This window comes from Rhizobium sp. YTU87027 (assembly GCF_050644135.1).
Classification (GTDB): Bacteria; Pseudomonadota; Alphaproteobacteria; order Rhizobiales; family Rhizobiaceae; genus Rhizobium.
Genome location: NZ_CP098443.1, coordinates 532,533 through 549,296, shown reverse-complemented (window position 1 = coordinate 549,296; position 16,764 = coordinate 532,533). Strand labels below are relative to the sequence as shown.

Sequence of the window (16,764 nt, the reverse complement as noted above, 5' to 3'; positions counted from 1 at the left end):
ATCCGCTCACCAAAAATACGGTGCCAAGACTCTTGACTGGGATTCGGGGAAATGCGATTCTCTAGTTGTCACACATTGAGAGAGGCTTCCACGACGGCAACGTTTGGGGGCCTTTTTCTTTTGCTGTGTTCCTTTCTTAAAACCTGAACCCTGACAGCTGTCAGGGTTTGTTCGCGCGCAGTTGGGCAAAGCGATCGGCAAGAGCCGGCAGCTCACCTTCAACGAATTTGATGAAATCCCTTCCGAGCGAGCCTTCAGCCGAAATCCGGACGTCTTTCTGCGTACTCACGCAGTCCCCGAACTTCCTGCCGCTGCCATCCAGGATCGGCGTGGGCTCGCGACGACGATCCCCGCCAGGCTTGATAGCATTCAATGCCCGCTGGAACCGCTGATCCGAAATTTCCGCAGGATCGGCTTTCACGACAAGGACTGCCCTGATCGCATCCAAGGCAGCGGATTGTTGCGAAATGGCCTTGGCAAGTTCAAGCCACCTTGGTCGCCCGATCTTAGGCGCTCGCCCGATTGCCTCGATTACATCCGAGGGAACGGCGCGATAGACGCTTCGCATCCTCGCTAGTTCGGCATCCTCGATCGAAAGCGCAGCGTAGATGTCTCGCGGTTTGATGCCGGCGTCATCCATGCGCGAAGCAAATAGAGCTCGTTCAATCCAAGTCAGATCTTGCCGGCTTGCATTTTCGATACCTTGCGCGACGACGAGATCAAGATCGGAAATCTCGACTTCGATCGCCTTTACCGGCTTGCCGAGCTGCTTGGCGGCAAGCCAGCGCCGATGCCCATAAACGATCTGATAACGTTCGGTCGATGACGGATGCTTTCGAATCTGGATCGGGACCTTTTGTCCATCCGTTTCAATCGAGCGTTTGAACGCCTCAAAACTTTCGGTGCCGTCGTCTGGAAGTCGGTCAGGGTAGGGGGAGGGGTCGATCAGCGATGGATCTATCTCCCGGATCGCACCGCCACCCGACTCAACCAGGGCCTTCAGCCGGTCTCGTTCAGTCCTGATATCATCGATTGCTCGGTGGGCTGCGCCAATCACTCCGGCGCCGACGCGATTAACGGCCGGCGGGGGAGGGGAGGGTTGTTGAACAGTAACCTGATCGTTCTCGAGCTCTGCAGACAGCAAACCAAAGCTTGCGACAATGGACTTGCGGGGTGATTTATTCATTCACGCCCCCAGCTGGTGTTGATGAGGCGAACAATAGCCTCGTTGACAGCGTCAACTGCCTCACGAGCACGCTTGTGAGTATCGCGGCCGAGCTGCCCCATCTCAAGCTCGTAGATGGAGCGCTTGGCCAGTCCCGCTGCTTCGACCGCAGTGCTCTCGATCGCCGTCGGCAGCAAAACGTCGGTGCCGAAAAGGTGCCGCATCATTGCGACGACTTGAGACTGGGGGGCGTCATTTGGATTGTGCCTGGTTACCAGGTAGCGGATAAAATCCTGATCGAGCTGAGCGCCGCTTTCGTTGAGGACGCTGATCAAGTCGCCCATCATCAATAGAAACTGGCTCATCGACGCGACATCGAGCATTGCAGGGTGAACTGTAATGATCATGCTCGTTGCAGCGTAAATCGCACTCAGGGTCAGAAAGCCGAGCGATGGAGGCGTGTCGAGAATGACGACGTCGTAATCCGCTTCGACCTCGGAAAGTGCGAGCTTCAGCCGCTCGAAGAAGATCGCTCCGGACGCCGATTTATTCGCCAGGACCCGCGGCGTTTCGTGCTCATACTCCATGACTTCGAGGTTGCCCGGAATAAGATCAACACCGTCGAAATAGGTTTTGCGGATGATGTCACGGATCGGCCGCCGCTCGTTTTCGTCATACCGCAAGGCTGCATAGATCGTTTCGTTCGCCCCAACATCAACTTCCGGCTGGGCTCCGAAAAGCGCTGAAAGCGACGCTTGCGGGTCGAGGTCAAGGGCAAGGACGCGGTAGCCTTGAAGAGCAAGATAGTGTGCCAGGTGCACGCAGGTCGTTGTCTTCGCGCTGCCGCCCTTGAAGTTTGCAATGGCCAGAACCTGCAAATGCTCGCCTTCGCGGCGGCGAGGGAGAAAGCGGAGCGCGTCAGCAGGCTTTTGTTTGGCGAAGAGCTCGCGAAGTTCGTTGATCTGCGCGAGCGTATAGACGCGATGATTGTTTTCGAGCCTGCTCGGGCTCGGACCTCGGCCTTCGCTGGACATCAGCTTCAACGTCGAATCCGGGATCGAGGTCAACTTCGAGACCTCGTTAGTCAGAAACTGACGTAGCACTTTTTCCGACTTCGGCGGATACATGCGCGTACGAAGCTGCTGCAATTGACCAGATAGAAGATTAGCATGCCGAGTGATCTTGCCGCCTGCATCTTCTTTCGAAGCAACTACCGATTCTATCCGTTGCGCTATCGCCATCTTTCCCTCTTGGCGGTTCCGGACCGGTTTTCCGGCCTTTGCCCGCCAAGAGCTAGAACACGATTCTCTGAGTCGGTCCAGAAGAATAGAGTTAACAAAAGCTTAACCGCATTCGCAAAAATGAGAACGCAATCCAGCTAACACGCGATAACCGCACACTTTTTGAACCGCGCGATATTACCACTCCAGCCAGGTTACTCACACATTTGAGAGCAAGCTCCTGGCTGCAGCTGGGCGGAGGCCAATGTCGGAACGAGAGGTGGGGGAAATCGCAAACCATGAGAACAAACCGATCACCGCCCATGCCGGAACCAGCAGCGCCTTGTCACCCCGGGACTGCCTGGACTAGTTCGTCCTGCAGGCGCCCACAGTGGCGCTGGCAAGGCCTGCCGCTATTTTCCGAATTCACAGCACCGTTGTCCCTCAAGCGGGATGCTGTCGCGAGGGTGCGCATATCCGCCTTGAAATGATCCACCTTGGGGGGACGAAGGTCAAGTATTCACCCAGGAGCTGTGATGTCGGTACATGCCGCTTGGTGATGCTGGACATCCGGTCCCCCTTGCCATGCGCGTCACGTCACCATAAAAAATAGCCACTCGCTGAGTGGTGGCACGATGGTGCTGCGAGCCCATGGCCTTACCATGGCACTTGGATATTCTAAACTGAATGGCTGGGCGCGGTCTTCACCGACCGCGCCTTTAGTCATTTGTGGGGTATCGACAGAGCATCCCCGCTAAAACCCTTCTCCCGAGATGTTTCGGGCGAAGTACGTGATATAAACTGCTCCGGCTCGTTTGGGTTCTCGATCTTCTGATCATTGTCCACCTGGCCATTGATGGTGACGGCAAGCGCAGCATGTGCGGATGAACTGGATGGCAATCGACCGCAGTCGCATTATGCGTGTCCCTCGACTTTCAAGAGGTATTCCTGATGTACTTGCGGCAGTCAATTGGCGCGCTCACCACGACTTATTGTCATTTCGGGCATTGCCTGCTGTAATTATCCGATGGCAAAGTCTCCGCGCTCCGCGCCCTTGGCTACAAATGAGAAGCCGCTTCGCAGTCGACCGCGAAAGCCGCGTGATCCGTCGCAACCGCGACTGCCGCTGGATCCCATGCCCGCTCGCATCGAGCCTTGCCTGGCGCTTCTAAAGCCGCGGCCGCCGATTGGTCCTGATTGGACGTACGAGATCAAATGGGATGGGTATCGGATCGCAGTGCATCTCAACAACGGCAATGTCCGCATTCTCACGCGCGGTGGCCATGATTGGACGCATCGTTTCCCTGCGATCGAGGCGGGCGCTAAACGCCTCGGAGTGGGTTCAGCCATCCTTGATGGCGAGGCCGTCGTGCTCGACGAGCAAGGCCGTCCGAATTTCGGCCAGCTTCAGCAATCGCTCGGAGGGAGGGGTGGGAAACTCAACTCCGGCGCATCCATCATGTTCGCCTTCGATCTTCTGTATTTCGACGGACACGATATCCGCGGCCTGGAGCTCACGGCCCGCCGGTACTTCCTCCAATCACTTCTGAAGAACGAGCAGGGCTCCATCCGCCTTTCCGAAGAGATCGAGGGCGACGGCCGGGAGATCTACGCGGCAGCCTGCGAGCATGGCCTTGAAGGCATCATCGCCAAATACAAAGACAGCCCTTATCGATCCGGCAGGCTTGGCGAGTGGGTAAAGGTGAAGTGCGTTCAGTCAGACAGCTTCATGATTGTCGGATACGAGCATTCCATGGTCGCCCGATCGGGCATCGGCAGCCTTCTGCTGGCAGCGAGAAAGGGAAATGATTGGGTCTATGTCGGCTCGGTCGGGACGGGATTCAACGAGCGTAGCGCCGAGTACCTCCGGACGACGCTCGATCGTCTGAAGCGCAAGACGCCGCCCGTCAATTACGACGGCCGGCGCAAGAACCTGGTGTGGGTGCAGCCGACGCTAATTGCCGAGATCGAGTATCGCGCCTGGACGCATGACGGCAAGCTTCGGCAATCCTCCTACAAGGGCATGCGCGAGGTGCAAGACAACGCTGCCGTTTACGAGATGCCGTAATCACGGCGCCATCTGTCCAGTTTCCCACCATTTGCCCGAGCCGCCAGACGACCGTCTGGTCATCTGGGTTGATCTGTCCACGCGCGAAACGGTAAACTTCCTGGTGAGGATGTAGGCAATCTTGCCCGCGATTTCGTGGCGCACGCTCTCGCGTTCCTCACAGATCTTGCTGGCCATCAGATATGCCCGCGCCGGCGAGATGCCCAATAGGACGTGCTCAAGTTCGTCAATCAGCTCCACAGCGGTAACGTCCCGATCGCCGTCTTTGAACAACAGCGGGAACATATACTGAGGCGCTATCCGCTCCGCTATCAAGCGGCAGACGCGAAGATTACGCCGCTTTCCGATAGACCAGCCGGCATAGTCACGCATCACACCGCGGCGCTCGCAGGCGAGCGAAACTGCGGTCATGTGTTTGATGGATTGTTTGGGGGTCATGCGCATAGCGCCTCTCCTTGAAGAGGTTGACGACAGCCGCATGATGTCGAGGATTGGTTTTGGCTCCCGCCCGAGCTCAGTGACAAATGCCTCTAGTCGCGGGCCTCGTCAAGCTTACCGACTACATCTAAATCCCGGCATACAAACCCTTGATGGCAAAAGATGGAGCTTTTGCTATGTATGGTTTGTAAGCGACATAAATAATCCAATTAGCGACGGCCCGAGCAGTTAGAGTTAAATCTAAATTAGCACATGACGCGAATTCTTGCCGTTATCCGAGCCACACAGGCGCCCCCAAACGAACTGGAGCATTGCATGAAACGTCTGACAGTTAAGCAGACCCTCATTGCCGTTTTGTCTGTTATCTGTGCCTTTCTCGTTGTCTTGTCGTACAATTCACTCAGTACGATTTCGACGCTGAACGGCAATACTCAGCAGATTGGTGGCTTTTGGATAAAGCGCCTGGTCGTTGCCGGAGATATCAAGGAAAACTTCTCGGATCTGAAACTGGCTTACGCGCGTTACCTGTTGGATACGGCACCAGAAAAGCGAGCCGCGGCAGCGAAACTGGTCGACGAAACGAACTCTGCGATCGAACAATCGATCGACGAATATGTGAAAGGCGTCCGCACCGAGAAAGGCCGCGAGCTGATCAATCAGGTCAAGTCGGAACTCAAAAAATATGGCGAGGTCGCCGTGCAAATGATCCGGCTGCAGGACGACGGGAAGGGCGCCGAGGCGGCCAGTCTCTTTCGACAGTACATGGAGCCACAATCTGATCTCGTGAGCCAGGACATTGCAGACCTCGTGGCCTTCATTCTTGGGCAGACTGAAACATATGTCACCACAAGTGGCGCTACGGCTGGCTATGCGTTCACGATCACGGCGGTGATTGCCACTCTCGCAATTCTGGTCGCCTTCGCAGGAACAATGTTTGCAGTGTTCGGTATCGCCAGTCCGATCCGCCGGATTGCCGCTGCCATGAAGATCTTGTCCGACGGCGATCTGCAAAGCGAGATCCCTTATGCCGGCCGCGCCGACGAGATCGGCGCGATGGCCGAAGCGGTGGAAGTGTTCCGGCAAAACGCCATAAATGTTCTTCGCTTAGAGCAGGAGGCATCAATATCGAGGAGCCAGTCCGAGGCGACACGCGCCGCAGCACAGGAGCGTGCCGAGCGGGAATCGCAACAATTGCGGTTTGCGACAACGTCGCTGGGTGATGGATTGAGACGCCTTGCTGGCGGTGACGTCTCTTTCCGGCTAGCGGAGCCGTTTGCCGTGGAATACGAGCAGTTGCGCCAGGATTTCAATGCTTCGCTCCAACAGCTCGGTACAACGATCGGCGCTGTGCTGCAGACGGTGCACAGCATCGACAATGGAACGCGCGAGATCGCTTCTGGTGCGCACGACCTGTCCAAGCGTACCGAGCAGCAGGCCGCCTCTCTGGAGGAGACGGCGGCAGCTCTCGATGAGATTACCGCCAATGTGGCGGCAGCCTCCAAGCGGACACAGGAGGCTCGTAATGTCGCAAGGGAGGCCAATGTCAGTGCAGAACGTTCCGCTTCGGTCGTGTCTGAAGCCGAACAAGCGATGAGACGCATCGAGGAAAGCTCGGAGCAGATCTCCAATATTATTGGTGTCATCGACGAAATCGCGTTCCAGACAAACCTGTTGGCGCTGAACGCGGGCGTCGAGGCGGCTCGAGCCGGAGAAGCCGGCAAAGGTTTTGCGGTTGTCGCTCAGGAGGTTCGCGAGCTTGCGCAGCGCGCAGCGACAGCGGCCAAGGAGATCAAGGGCCTCATTGTAAAATCCTCTGCCGAAGTCGGCACCGGCGTCAGACTGGTCCTTGAGACAGGTCACTCGCTGAAATCGATCGGCGACCATGTCTCTCAGATCAATCAGTTGATGGAGGCGATTGCGACGTCTGCGCGCGAGCAATCAACCGGACTTGGCGAAATCAATACAGCCGTCAATCACATGGACCAATCCACTCAGCAGAACGCGGCTATGGTCGAGCAATCCACCGCAGCGGCTGCGTCTTTGTCTGCTGAGGCGAGCAGGCTGCGTGATCTCGTCAACCAGTTTCGCCTCGACCGCGAAGCCGCTCAGATGAATGAGCTGACACGTACCGTCAGGACCATGGCTGCATAGTCGGCGATCTGGGTGGCCGCATCCTGGTGCATCAGCAGGCAGGAGGCTACTACGAGCAGGTCCTGACGTACGGGCATTTACCGCGTAGCGGTACAAACATCGAGCTGCGGCAGATGACTGACGTACAACCTCATCGAGGACTCCAATCAAACCGGTCTCACGGCGGCAGCCCTTGAGATTCTTGGACGTCACTTGAGCCGGCGCGATGACGGTGCATGATGTGCCGCACTCCCCCAAGCGACCTAAACCACTAGCAGCACACGTCCATTATCTACGCACAGACGAGAAGCGATGCTTCGCACTAGAAGACGGACTGTTTCGACACGGGAAAGGAAGACAACTCAGCGCACTACAGTCTCAACTGCGTATTTATATCTGTTCAGCTGAGTGGATCGTGTTGGCGAATATCGCGGCCACCAGGATTCGCAACAGACCAGCCCTGTTGATTATGGGATGGCCGCCCTTCCGAGGACGTCGAGTATGATGTCCCTTGATAGAAGGCAGAGGAGCCGATCCATTGCAGACATTCGAATGTCGCTGGAAGGTGCTATGTCACTTCCACCGCGCATCCTGCCAAATGCGCAGGCAATGATGGACTAGCTTCGCGCCGGTAGCCTACACTGCAAACAGAGCGGCTCCGCCACTCAGACCTGCCCCGGCGGCTGTCATCAGGAGGAGCTCTTCAGACACGAAGCGCTCTTTCCGATGCTGTACGGATAAAGACAGAGGAATGGTCGCAGCCGAAGAGTTGCCAAATTCGGCGATTGTGCTGATGATCTTGGTTTCCACCACGCCCAGATTATGGCCAATCGCATCACAAAGGCGCTGATTGGCTTGGTGCGGAATGAAGCGGTCAACGGCTGAGACTGCTACAGATGCCTCGCGCAACGCTTGTCGCGACGTCTGCGTCATGAGATCCACGGCTCGCGAAAATACCTCGCGTCCATCGCGCATCGACATCAGGACCTGATCGGGTGGGGTTGCCGGAGTGAACGGCTTGTTGCTGCCACCCGAGGGGATTGCGATCAGATCGTAGCCGCTCCCATCCGCAGCCAGAACAGCGGCTCTAAGGCCGCTTCGTCCGTCGCGGCAAGGGGCTAGTACGACCGCGCCAGCACCGTCGGCAAACAGAACGGCGCTGGCGCGCTCTGCTGGGTTAATGCGGCGGCTTAGGATATTGGCTGCTACGACGAGCACGGCCTTGCCGTGTGCGCGCACGAATCCGTCCGCCAGCGTCAGAGCATAAAGGAAACCCGAGCAAGCTCCAGCGAGATCGATGGCTCCGGAATTTAAAAGTCCGAGCTTGTAGGCAAGCAGCGGGGCGGACGGTGGCAGAAGATGATCCGGTGTCGAGGTCGCAAGCAGAAGCATCCCAATGTCGCCCGGCGCCACGCATGCATCCTCCAGAGCCATTTTCCCGGCTTCGGCCGCAAGACCGCTCAATGTGTCGCCCTCTCGTGCCCAATAACGCGATCGGATGCCCGTGCGTCTTTCGATCCAACCGTCCTCCAGCCCAAGGCGGTTTTCGATCTCATCGTTTTTTACGACACGGGATGGAACGGCATGACCGAAACCGGCCAACCGGGATGAAAGCGGTGTCACGATGCAGTTTCCTTCAAGACGATTGAGGCAACCTCGTCGATTGCGCCGTATGCTGTCGCAATGTCGAAGGGGCTCGCACAATAAGGCGGCATAAGGTAGATGACGTTTCCAAGCGGGCGCAGAAGCAGGCCGCGCTCGCGAAATAGCCGGCGCAATCGAGGTCCCACCTCGGCAAGGTAACCGCCGGAGGGGACCGCCAGATCGAGTGCCGCGATCGTTCCACATTGCCTGACGTTTGCAAATCTCTCATCGTTTTCGAACTGTCGCAAATGTTTGGCATGTAGCGACGCGAGCTCGCCAAGCCGCTTTTTTACGGGCTCGTCGCGCCAGATCTGCAGATTGGCGACAGCGGCAGAACAGGCAATCGCATTGGCCGTAAAAGAGCTTGAATGAAAGAAGGTCTTGCGCCGATCGCAAGACAAATGAGCTTCGAATATCTCTGCGGTGCAAAGAGTTGCCGCGAGCGGCAAGGCGCCACCCGTCAGGCCTTTTGAGGTACAAAGTATATCTGGCGTCACCCCCGCCTGCTCGCAGGCAAAGCAACTTCCAGTGCGCCCCCACCCGGTCATCACCTCGTCTGCAATGAACAGGCAACCATGGTGGCTGGCGATCTCCTTCAAAGCACAAAGGACGGCGCGGCCATAGAATTTCATGCCGCCAGCACCGAGTGCCAACGGTTCGATGAGAATTGCGGCGGCCCGTCCTGCGCGGCAGATGGCTTCGAATGCGTCGAGGGTTTCCTGTTCGTGACCTGGTGCGGGGAAGGGAAGTCGGTCGACGCCAAAGAGCAGTGGCTCGAAGGGTGTGTTGAACACGCCGCGTTCACCCGCAGACATGGTGCCGATCGTGTCTCCGTGATAGCCATGTTGCATGACAACGATACGATCACGTGCGACGGAGCGATTGTAAAACGTGCCGAGCGCCATCTTGATCGCCACCTCGACCGCGGTCGATCCGCTGTCGGAGTAGAAGACGTGCTGTAGCCCCGTCGGGGTGAACTCGAGCAGATCTCCAGCAAGGGTCTCAGCGGGTTCGTGGGTGAACTCCGCGAAGATGATCTGGTCGTAAGCCCCGGTCGCTTCGCGAATTGCCGCCATGATATGGGGATGGCGGTGGCCGTGTGTGATCACCCACCATGAGGAAATTGCATCGAAGAACCGGTTGCCGTCCTCGTCGAACAAATATGCACCTTCTGTCGCCACGATACGCTTCATGGGCGCCTCGAGGCGATGTTGTGTAAACGGGTGCCAGACGGGCGAAGGCGTCATGCGCGAACCTCCGTTAGCGATCCAATGTCGAAGGCCTCGCTGAAGGCGCGACGAAGATTTTCGTGCGTCAGGCTTGCAAGGAAAGGTAGGCGTCCAAGGATCGTGACTTGGCCCATTGCGGCGATGGTCGCCTGGGTGTCGGGATTTTCCGCCCCAATGAATGCCACGCCGCAAAGCGGGATGTTGCGCCTGCGCAGCGCCTCGATCGACAGGAGCGTGTGGTTGATCGTGCCCAGTGATGTTCGAGCACAGAGAATGACTGGAATATTCCACCACGCAAACACATCGGCAAAGACCATCTTCTCGGTAAGTGGGACGAGCAGGCCGCCGGCCCCCTCGATGATAAGCGCACCGGGGACTTCTGGCGGCGACAGCCGAAACAGATCTATCTCGACACCGTCTAGACGTGCCGCCAGATGAGGGGACGCCGGGGTGGCCAGGCGATAGGCTTCGGATAAGATCCGTTCAGCAGGCACGCTCCCGAGTCTGGTGACCACTTCGCTATCGGTTTCCTCATCCAGGCCGGATTGCACGGGTTTCCAGTATCGCGCGTCAAGCGCGTCTGCGAGCGCTGCTGCAAAGACGGTCTTGCCGACGCCGGTATCCGTGCCGCATATGACGAAACAGGGGCTCATCTCCTGAATTCCTCCAGAGTGGCGGCGAGGCAATCCAGCATGCGTCCTATCTGCAGTTGGTCGACGTTCAGCGTTATCGATAGCCGCAGACGCGCAGTACCTTCGGGCACTGTCGGTGGTCTTATCGCCCGGATATCGAACCCCTCGTCCTGAAGGATTTTTGCAATTCCAACGGCTCGCGCGTTGTCGCCAATCAGGATTGGCTGGATTTGCGACCCGTTCGGTTTGATGCCGAACCGTGCCTCAAGCTGCCCTCCGGCAACCGCGACAAGTTGCCCAAGAGCTTCGCGACGAAAAGGTTCTTCATCGACCACGCGCAGGGCCTCGCGCACGCCCGCGGCGATGAGAGGCGAGGGGGCGGTTGAGTAAATGAACGCCCGGGCACGGTTGACGAGATAGTCACCAAGCAAAGCTGGCACCGCAAGCAGCGCGCCGGAGACACCCAGCGCTTTGCCGCAGGTGTGCAGTGTGACCAGGTTTTCCCGGCCCTCCAACTCCGATGCAAGGCCTCTGCCGTGCGCGCCGTATATGCCTGTCGCATGGGCTTCGTCGATTACCAGGAACCCTTCGTGACGGTCGGCAATGGTGACGAGTTCGCCAAGCGGGCTCTTGTCTCCATCCATGGAGTAAAGGCTTTCGACGGCAATCCAGGGACGGCCTTTCCCGCCGTTCTTGCGCCAGTGGCGGATCGCGTCATCGAATGCGTTCGCGTTATTGTGCTCAACGCTGACGCCTGCCGCCTTGCTGGCTGCGATGCCCTCGTGGGCGCTGGCATGGATCAGTGCGTCGTAGACAATCAGATCGTCGCGCTGTGGCAAGGTGGAAAACAACGCAGAATTTGCCGCATAGCCGCTACCGAAATAGAGTACGCGGTCAACGCCGAAGAATGTGGCAGCTTCCGCCTCCAGAGCTTCGTGTTCCGGGTGATTACCCCGCAGCAGACGGGAACCGCCGGCCCCCAGGGGAACACCTCTTTGAATTGCGGCCGTAATCGCCTGCTTCATGCGCGGTGCGCTTGCAAGCGCAAGAAAATCGTTGGAAGTAAAGTCCACGCCTTGCTGCGGCGAAAGCCTGCGCAGTCTCGCCTTGCGCTGCAAGCCACAAAGTGTGGCCTCGTAAGACGTGAGCATGGGCGCCGTCACCTGGCTGGCTCCAGCTGCATCGGCGCAAGCCCGAGACGGCGGAACAGTGCCGTGTCGTGGTCCTCGCCCGGATTGTCAGCCGTCAGGAGCGTGTCCCCGACGAAGATAGAGTTGGCACCGGCGAAGAAACAGAGCGCCTGCATCTCGTCGCTCATCTCGGTCCGTCCTGCCGACAGGCGCAGATGCGACGTCGGCATCAGGATCCGCGCCAGCGCGATCGTGCGCACGAAATCGATCGGATCGACGCGAGTTGCATGGGCCAATTTGGAACCGGGAATGGGGATGAGCTGGTTGATCGGCACGCTCTCCGGCGGCACTGGCAGGTTCGCCAATGTCAGCAGCATCGAAATACGGTCCTCGACTGTTTCGCCCATTCCAAGGATGCCGCCAGCGCAGACCTTGATTCCCGCTGCGCGCACCGTCTCCAGCGTATCGAGCCGATCCTCGAAAATTCGGGTGGTAATTATTTCTGGATAGAAACGCTCTGACGTGTCGATGTTGTGGTTGTAGTAATCCAGACCCGCTCGCGCGAGCTTTCCTGCCTGTGGCTCCGTCAGCATGCCGAGCGTCATGCAGGTTTCCATGCCGAGTGCCTTCACGCCCTCGACCATTGCGACCAGTGCATCCATGTCGCGGTCCTTCGGACTGCGCCAGGCAGCACCCATGCAGTATCTCGTGGCCCCCGCATCCTTGGCCTGTCGCGCCTCGGTGAGAACCTTCTCCACCTCCATCAGCCTGGAGGCTTTCAGGCCGGTCGGATAGTGGGCGGATTGACTGCAATAGCCGCAATCTTCGGCGCATCCGCCGGTCTTTATCGACAGAAGTCGACTCATCTGTACCGCGTTCGGATCGAAGTTCATGCGATGGACGCTCTGCGCATGAAAAAGCAGATCGTTGAACGGCAGATTATAGACACGCAACGCTTCCTGCAGTGCAGCAGAGACTGGAGTTGTCCAGCCGGAGGCTATTTCTTCCATGGCACCAGATCCTTCGAGAAAGATTATCGATAATTTCTACCGATAACGTGCAACAAGCATTCCCTATCCCTTGCTGTGTTGCCGCTGCCGGCGCGGCGCTTTTGAACGCAGCCTTTCGATCCGAGACGCGTTCCTTTCATCACTATGCGTCCGCGCCAAGCGCGTGTCTCACGCGAAGCATCGCCACGCTCACGGAAGAGATGACGATGGGAAGCGAGATCAGCATATATCCCCAAGCTCGGGCTTAAGTGTTCCATACCCTCATCTTAGCCGCGCAGGTTCTCTGGCTACAGCAGGTAACGGATCTCCTGCATCTCATTGTCTCTCAAACGCGGACGTCCACGCCTGAAGAACCGCTCGACTTTGTCACCCAGTATGCCAGCGGCAACGGGCCTGATAGTGGAAGGCCGACCCAAAAGCTGCACAACCGCCCGCATGCCTCCTTCGTGGTTCTTGACATCGAGGAAGCGTCGGAGTTCGTAGCGATCTCGGACATGCCGGGCATGACGTTTCAGAGCGCTCATGGCTGCTCGGTCGAGATCTGCATTGTTTGCCATTATGGCGCAGTCTGCCTCGTAAAGGCGCTCCAAGTCGTAAGTTCGATGCCTGCCACTAAGCGAATTGTCACGAACGACGGCCGCGTAGCCGCAACTGCGAGTGACCTTGTAGCGGGCGCCACATGCGAGCGCCCGCGCATAGAGATCGTAATCTTCGCCGAGGCGAAGCACTTCGTTATAGCGAATACGATGTCTTTCGAGGAAGCTGCGACGCATGAGCGGCTTGAGAAAGCCAATCTCCCCTCGTTGAGCGGCGCGCCTTGAGATATTCCCTTCAACGAACCCGACGAAGTCGATGATGTAGGACTCGGTTGGGAATTCTTGGATGCGCTCCTCGATACCGGAGGCGACCGCCCTATCGGCAATAAACGCTATGTTGTCCGCCACCAGGTCCCAGTCTTCCTGTTGCAGCAATCGCTCAAGCCGACCAGGCAGGAAGAAATCATCAGCGTCAAGCACGGCGATGACGTCGGCGCGGCTGATCGATATGGCGTGGTTGCGGGCCGCAGACGGTCCCCGGTTCTCATTGAAGCGCACCACCTTGAGGCGATTTGATCCATCGTCGCATTGGCGGGCGGCTTTTTCAGTCTGGTCATTCGAGGCGTCATCAACAACGACCACCTCTCTTGCTTCGGTTTGCGCGAGTGCCGACATAACCGCCCGTGCGATAGTAGCCTCGGCGTCTTTGGCGGCGATCACGATACAAACGTCAGCGGATGCACTATGGCTCATCTCGATTTCCGCCAATCATATCAATGGGGGCGAACACAAGACACAAAGAACCATCGTGAGCATAACCATCAGAGTGAACTCCGTCTTCATCAGGATGCAGAAGGCCGGATCGCCGCAGGACGAATCGTGATCGAGTGCGCGTGCGGTAACGATGGCGGTCGTGAAGTCTGCCGGGCTCATGATTTCCTCCTTCTCGGATTTTTGCGTCCGACGCATTTCTCTAATGGCGGTCGGCCTCACTGCCGGCGCGTTCGTCGACGTAGTGATCCCAGACCGCGACGGAGGCTTGCGCGCGCATCAGGCGAAGCTCTCCCAAGATGGTCCCTTCATCAGCGACGAAGGCGACGATCGAGTTACCGAAGAGAAAGCCGAGTACGACAAGCAACGCCCCACAAAGCGGCACAACGATGCGGTACCTGAACTTGTGATCACTGCTGTCCATTGTCCTTTCCTCCTGCCACTATCCTAGGCCGATCGTTCAAGACGTCAACAAAAATGTAATCGTTGACATCGAGAAATTTCCATGTTGTATACGTTAACATTAGAAAAGCTGCACGCTTCTGACGCGGGTTTTCGCCTGCCCGGAGGCCGGCACGCAATCGTTCGCATATTCGCGATGTAATCGATAACATAAGCCATCCTCGAGGAGGGGGATGGTCCGGGCAATCCAGGGTGCTGCCGGACGCCCGGCGAAGGAGGGAAATGCGAGATGAAGCGTTCAATTATTGGTGCTCTAGGATTAGTCTTTGCGACATCAACTGCCTATGCAGGCGATATCGGAGTGGCGATTTCCCACAGTGACTCGTTTCTGGCCGTTATGGTTCAGGGAATGAAAGACGAGGCGGCGAAGACGAAGCAGCCGCTTCAGATCGAGTTCGCCGAGGCCGACATTAACAAGCAGCTTTCGCAGGTTCAAAATTTCATCGCCGCCAAGGTCGACGCAATTATCGTCAACGTCGTCGAAAGCTCGGCTTCCCCAACCATTACAAAGATGGCGGCGGACGCGGGAATTCCGCTGGTCTACGTCAACAACACACCCAGCGACCTCGACAAGCTTGGCCCAAAGGCGGCTTTCATCGGCTCGAACGAGGCAGAAGCCGGCACGATCGAGACGAAGGAAGTTTGCCGCGTCTTGAAGGAGCAAGGCAAAGACAAGGACGCAGGAATCCTCGTCATCCAGGGAATTCTCGCCCAGCACAGCGCCGAACTGCGGAGCAAAGCAGTGCATGACGTCATCGCGACGCCCGAGTGCAATTTCATCAAGATTATTGACGAACAGTCAGCCAACTGGGATCCGGTCAAGGCGCAGGACCTGATGACCAATTGGATTACGGCCGGCTATAAGCCGCTTGCAGTTGTCGCCAACAACGACGAAATGGCTCTCGGCGCTATCAATTCGATGAAAGCGGCTGGTTGGGACATGAAGGACATCGTGGTCGCCGGGATCGACGCGACCAAGGATGCGATGCACTACATGCAAAGCGGTGATCTCGATGTCAGCGTATTCCAAGACGCTATTGGACAAGGCGCCGGATCAGTTGAAGCGGCGATCAAGCTCGCCAAGGACGAAAAGGTCGAATCCCCGATCTGGATTCCTTTTGAGCTGGTGAACCCAGGCAACGTAGACAAGTACGCCAGCAAGAACTGACCCTCCAAACGAAGGGCGCGCACGGCTGCGAGAAGAGAGCCGCTCCGGGGCAGGTGTCCCGGAGCGTATTCTGGATAATGCATGGTGGTGTGGTGCCGTCCGGCACATCTTTTTGCAGAAAGCATCAATCCGCCAAGCGAGCGCCTTTAATTCCTCGTGGGGACAACAATGATCAGAATTGGAATAATCGGATGTGGACGAATTGGGCAAGTCCACGCCAATTCGCTCCAGGGCATCGAGAACGCCAGCCTTGTCGCTGTGGCGGATGCGTCAAGCGAGGCGGCTCACGCCTGCGCGCGAAGATTTGGTGTCACGGTCAGGGATGTTTCCGACGTTCTGAGCGCGAAGGACATTGATGCGGTTGTCATCGCTACGTCCACAGCGACCCATTTCGATATGATCCATGGTGCCGCAAGCGCAAGGAAGGCGATATTTTGCGAGAAGCCAATCGATCTGTCGTCCGATCGGGTTCGGCTTTGCATCAAGGCCATAGAGGAAGCGGGCGTTCCATTCATGACCGCTTTCAATCAGCGCTTCGATCCGCACTTTGGGGCGCTTCGTCAGGGGGTTGTCGATGGCGAGATTGGCGATGTGGAGACCATCTCGATCACGTCCCGGGATCCGGCACCACCTCCGCTTTCATATGTGAAAGGTTCGGGCGGCCTCTTTCGCGACATGATGATACATGATCTGGATATGGCACGCTTCATCCTTGGGGAAGAGCCGACGACAGTCTATGCGGCTGGATCAAATTTGATCGACCCGGCAATTCGCGAAGCCGGCGACGTTGACACCGCTGCCGTCATCCTGACCACCGGGTCCGGACGTATTTGCCAAATTACAAATTCCCGAAGGACGACCTACGGATACGACAAGCGTCTCGAAGTGCACGGCTCAAAGGGCATGCTGCGCGTGTCGAATGTTCTTGAAAACCTCGTCGAGAGTGCAAGCAGCACCGGCTTTAAGACACCGCGTGCGCAGCCTTTTTTTCTCGAGCGTTTTGGCGCCGCCTATCTCGCCGAGATGAAACACTTCGTCGACGCGATCTCGAGCGGCAAGAAACCAAAGCCGGATGCGCAAGACGGGCTTCGGGCCCAGCTGATTGCCGATGCCGCGACCAGGTCGTGGCAGGAGAGCCGTCCGATCCAAATCAACGCCTAG

Annotated in this window: 15 protein-coding genes; 4 read left to right on the top strand and 11 right to left on the bottom strand. The window is 57.6% G+C overall.

Features of this window, described 5'->3' with window-relative positions:
- Window positions 1-160 precede the first annotated feature (160 nt).
- Window positions 161-1,186: a plasmid partitioning protein RepB gene (gene repB, locus NBG89_RS33080; RefSeq protein ID WP_431324825.1), complete on the bottom strand. Its 1,026-nt coding sequence runs from the start codon at window positions 1,184-1,186 to the stop codon at window positions 161-163.
- Window positions 1,183-2,406 (bottom strand): plasmid partitioning protein RepA, encoded by a 1,224-nt coding sequence (gene repA / locus NBG89_RS33075; protein ID WP_431324824.1) that lies wholly within the window; start codon window positions 2,404-2,406, stop codon window positions 1,183-1,185. The genes repB and repA overlap by 4 nt, the downstream gene beginning before the upstream one ends.
- 1,006 nt (window positions 2,407-3,412) lie before the next feature.
- Between repA and ligD the strand changes: the two genes are divergently transcribed.
- Window positions 3,413-4,453, top strand: a complete 1,041-nt coding sequence (gene ligD, locus NBG89_RS33070; RefSeq protein ID WP_431324823.1) for a non-homologous end-joining DNA ligase — start codon at window positions 3,413-3,415, stop codon at window positions 4,451-4,453.
- Here the strand turns inward: ligD and NBG89_RS33065 are convergent, their stop codons facing one another.
- Complete coding sequence (locus NBG89_RS33065) at window positions 4,454-4,891, bottom strand: hypothetical protein (protein ID WP_431324822.1); 438 nt, start codon at window positions 4,889-4,891, stop codon at window positions 4,454-4,456.
- Window positions 4,892-5,206: 315 nt separating this feature from the next.
- On the opposite strand from NBG89_RS33065, the gene NBG89_RS33060 reads away from it, so the two are divergent.
- Window positions 5,207-7,042 carry a HAMP domain-containing methyl-accepting chemotaxis protein gene (locus NBG89_RS33060; protein ID WP_431324821.1) on the top strand — a complete coding sequence of 612 codons (1,836 nt, stop codon included), beginning with the start codon at window positions 5,207-5,209 and terminating at the stop codon, window positions 7,040-7,042.
- Window positions 7,043-7,657: 615 nt separating this feature from the next.
- On the opposite strand, the gene NBG89_RS33055 is transcribed toward NBG89_RS33060, so the two are convergent.
- From NBG89_RS33055 to NBG89_RS33020, 8 genes are all read right to left on the bottom strand, one after another.
- Entirely contained in the window at window positions 7,658-8,644 is a 987-nt protein-coding gene (locus tag NBG89_RS33055; protein ID WP_431324820.1) for a beta-ketoacyl-ACP synthase III, read from the bottom strand.
- Window positions 8,641-9,912, bottom strand: coding sequence for an adenosylmethionine--8-amino-7-oxononanoate transaminase (locus tag NBG89_RS33050; protein ID WP_431324819.1), 1,272 nt, complete (start codon window positions 9,910-9,912; stop codon window positions 8,641-8,643). The genes NBG89_RS33055 and NBG89_RS33050 overlap by 4 nt, the downstream gene beginning before the upstream one ends.
- Window positions 9,909-10,547: a dethiobiotin synthase gene (gene bioD / locus NBG89_RS33045; protein ID WP_431324818.1), complete on the bottom strand. Its 639-nt coding sequence runs from the start codon at window positions 10,545-10,547 to the stop codon at window positions 9,909-9,911. Before bioD ends, NBG89_RS33050 begins: the two co-directional genes overlap by 4 nt.
- Complete coding sequence (locus NBG89_RS33040; protein WP_431324817.1) at window positions 10,544-11,689, bottom strand: 8-amino-7-oxononanoate synthase; 1,146 nt, start codon at window positions 11,687-11,689, stop codon at window positions 10,544-10,546. Before NBG89_RS33040 ends, bioD begins: the two co-directional genes overlap by 4 nt.
- A complete protein-coding gene (gene bioB / locus NBG89_RS33035; protein ID WP_431324816.1) occupies window positions 11,686-12,666 on the bottom strand; it encodes a biotin synthase BioB in 981 nt (326 codons plus the stop codon). Before bioB ends, NBG89_RS33040 begins: the two co-directional genes overlap by 4 nt.
- Window positions 12,667-12,953: 287 nt before the next feature.
- On the bottom strand, window positions 12,954-13,955 hold the full coding sequence (locus tag NBG89_RS33030; protein ID WP_431324815.1) for a glycosyltransferase family 2 protein: 1,002 nt from the start codon (window positions 13,953-13,955) through the stop codon (window positions 12,954-12,956).
- Window positions 13,956-13,970: 15 nt separating this feature from the next.
- Window positions 13,971-14,135, bottom strand: coding sequence for a hypothetical protein (locus NBG89_RS33025; protein WP_431324814.1), 165 nt, complete (start codon window positions 14,133-14,135; stop codon window positions 13,971-13,973).
- Window positions 14,136-14,175: 40 nt separating this feature from the next.
- A complete protein-coding gene (locus tag NBG89_RS33020; protein ID WP_431324813.1) occupies window positions 14,176-14,397 on the bottom strand; it encodes a hypothetical protein in 222 nt (73 codons plus the stop codon).
- A gap of 267 nt (window positions 14,398-14,664) precedes the next feature.
- On the opposite strand from NBG89_RS33020, the gene NBG89_RS33015 reads away from it, so the two are divergent.
- Window positions 14,665-15,603 carry a substrate-binding domain-containing protein gene (locus NBG89_RS33015; protein ID WP_431324812.1) on the top strand — a complete coding sequence of 313 codons (939 nt, stop codon included), beginning with the start codon at window positions 14,665-14,667 and terminating at the stop codon, window positions 15,601-15,603.
- Between the two features lie 168 nt (window positions 15,604-15,771).
- Window positions 15,772-16,764, top strand: a complete 993-nt coding sequence (iolG, locus tag NBG89_RS33010; RefSeq protein ID WP_431324811.1) for an inositol 2-dehydrogenase — start codon at window positions 15,772-15,774, stop codon at window positions 16,762-16,764.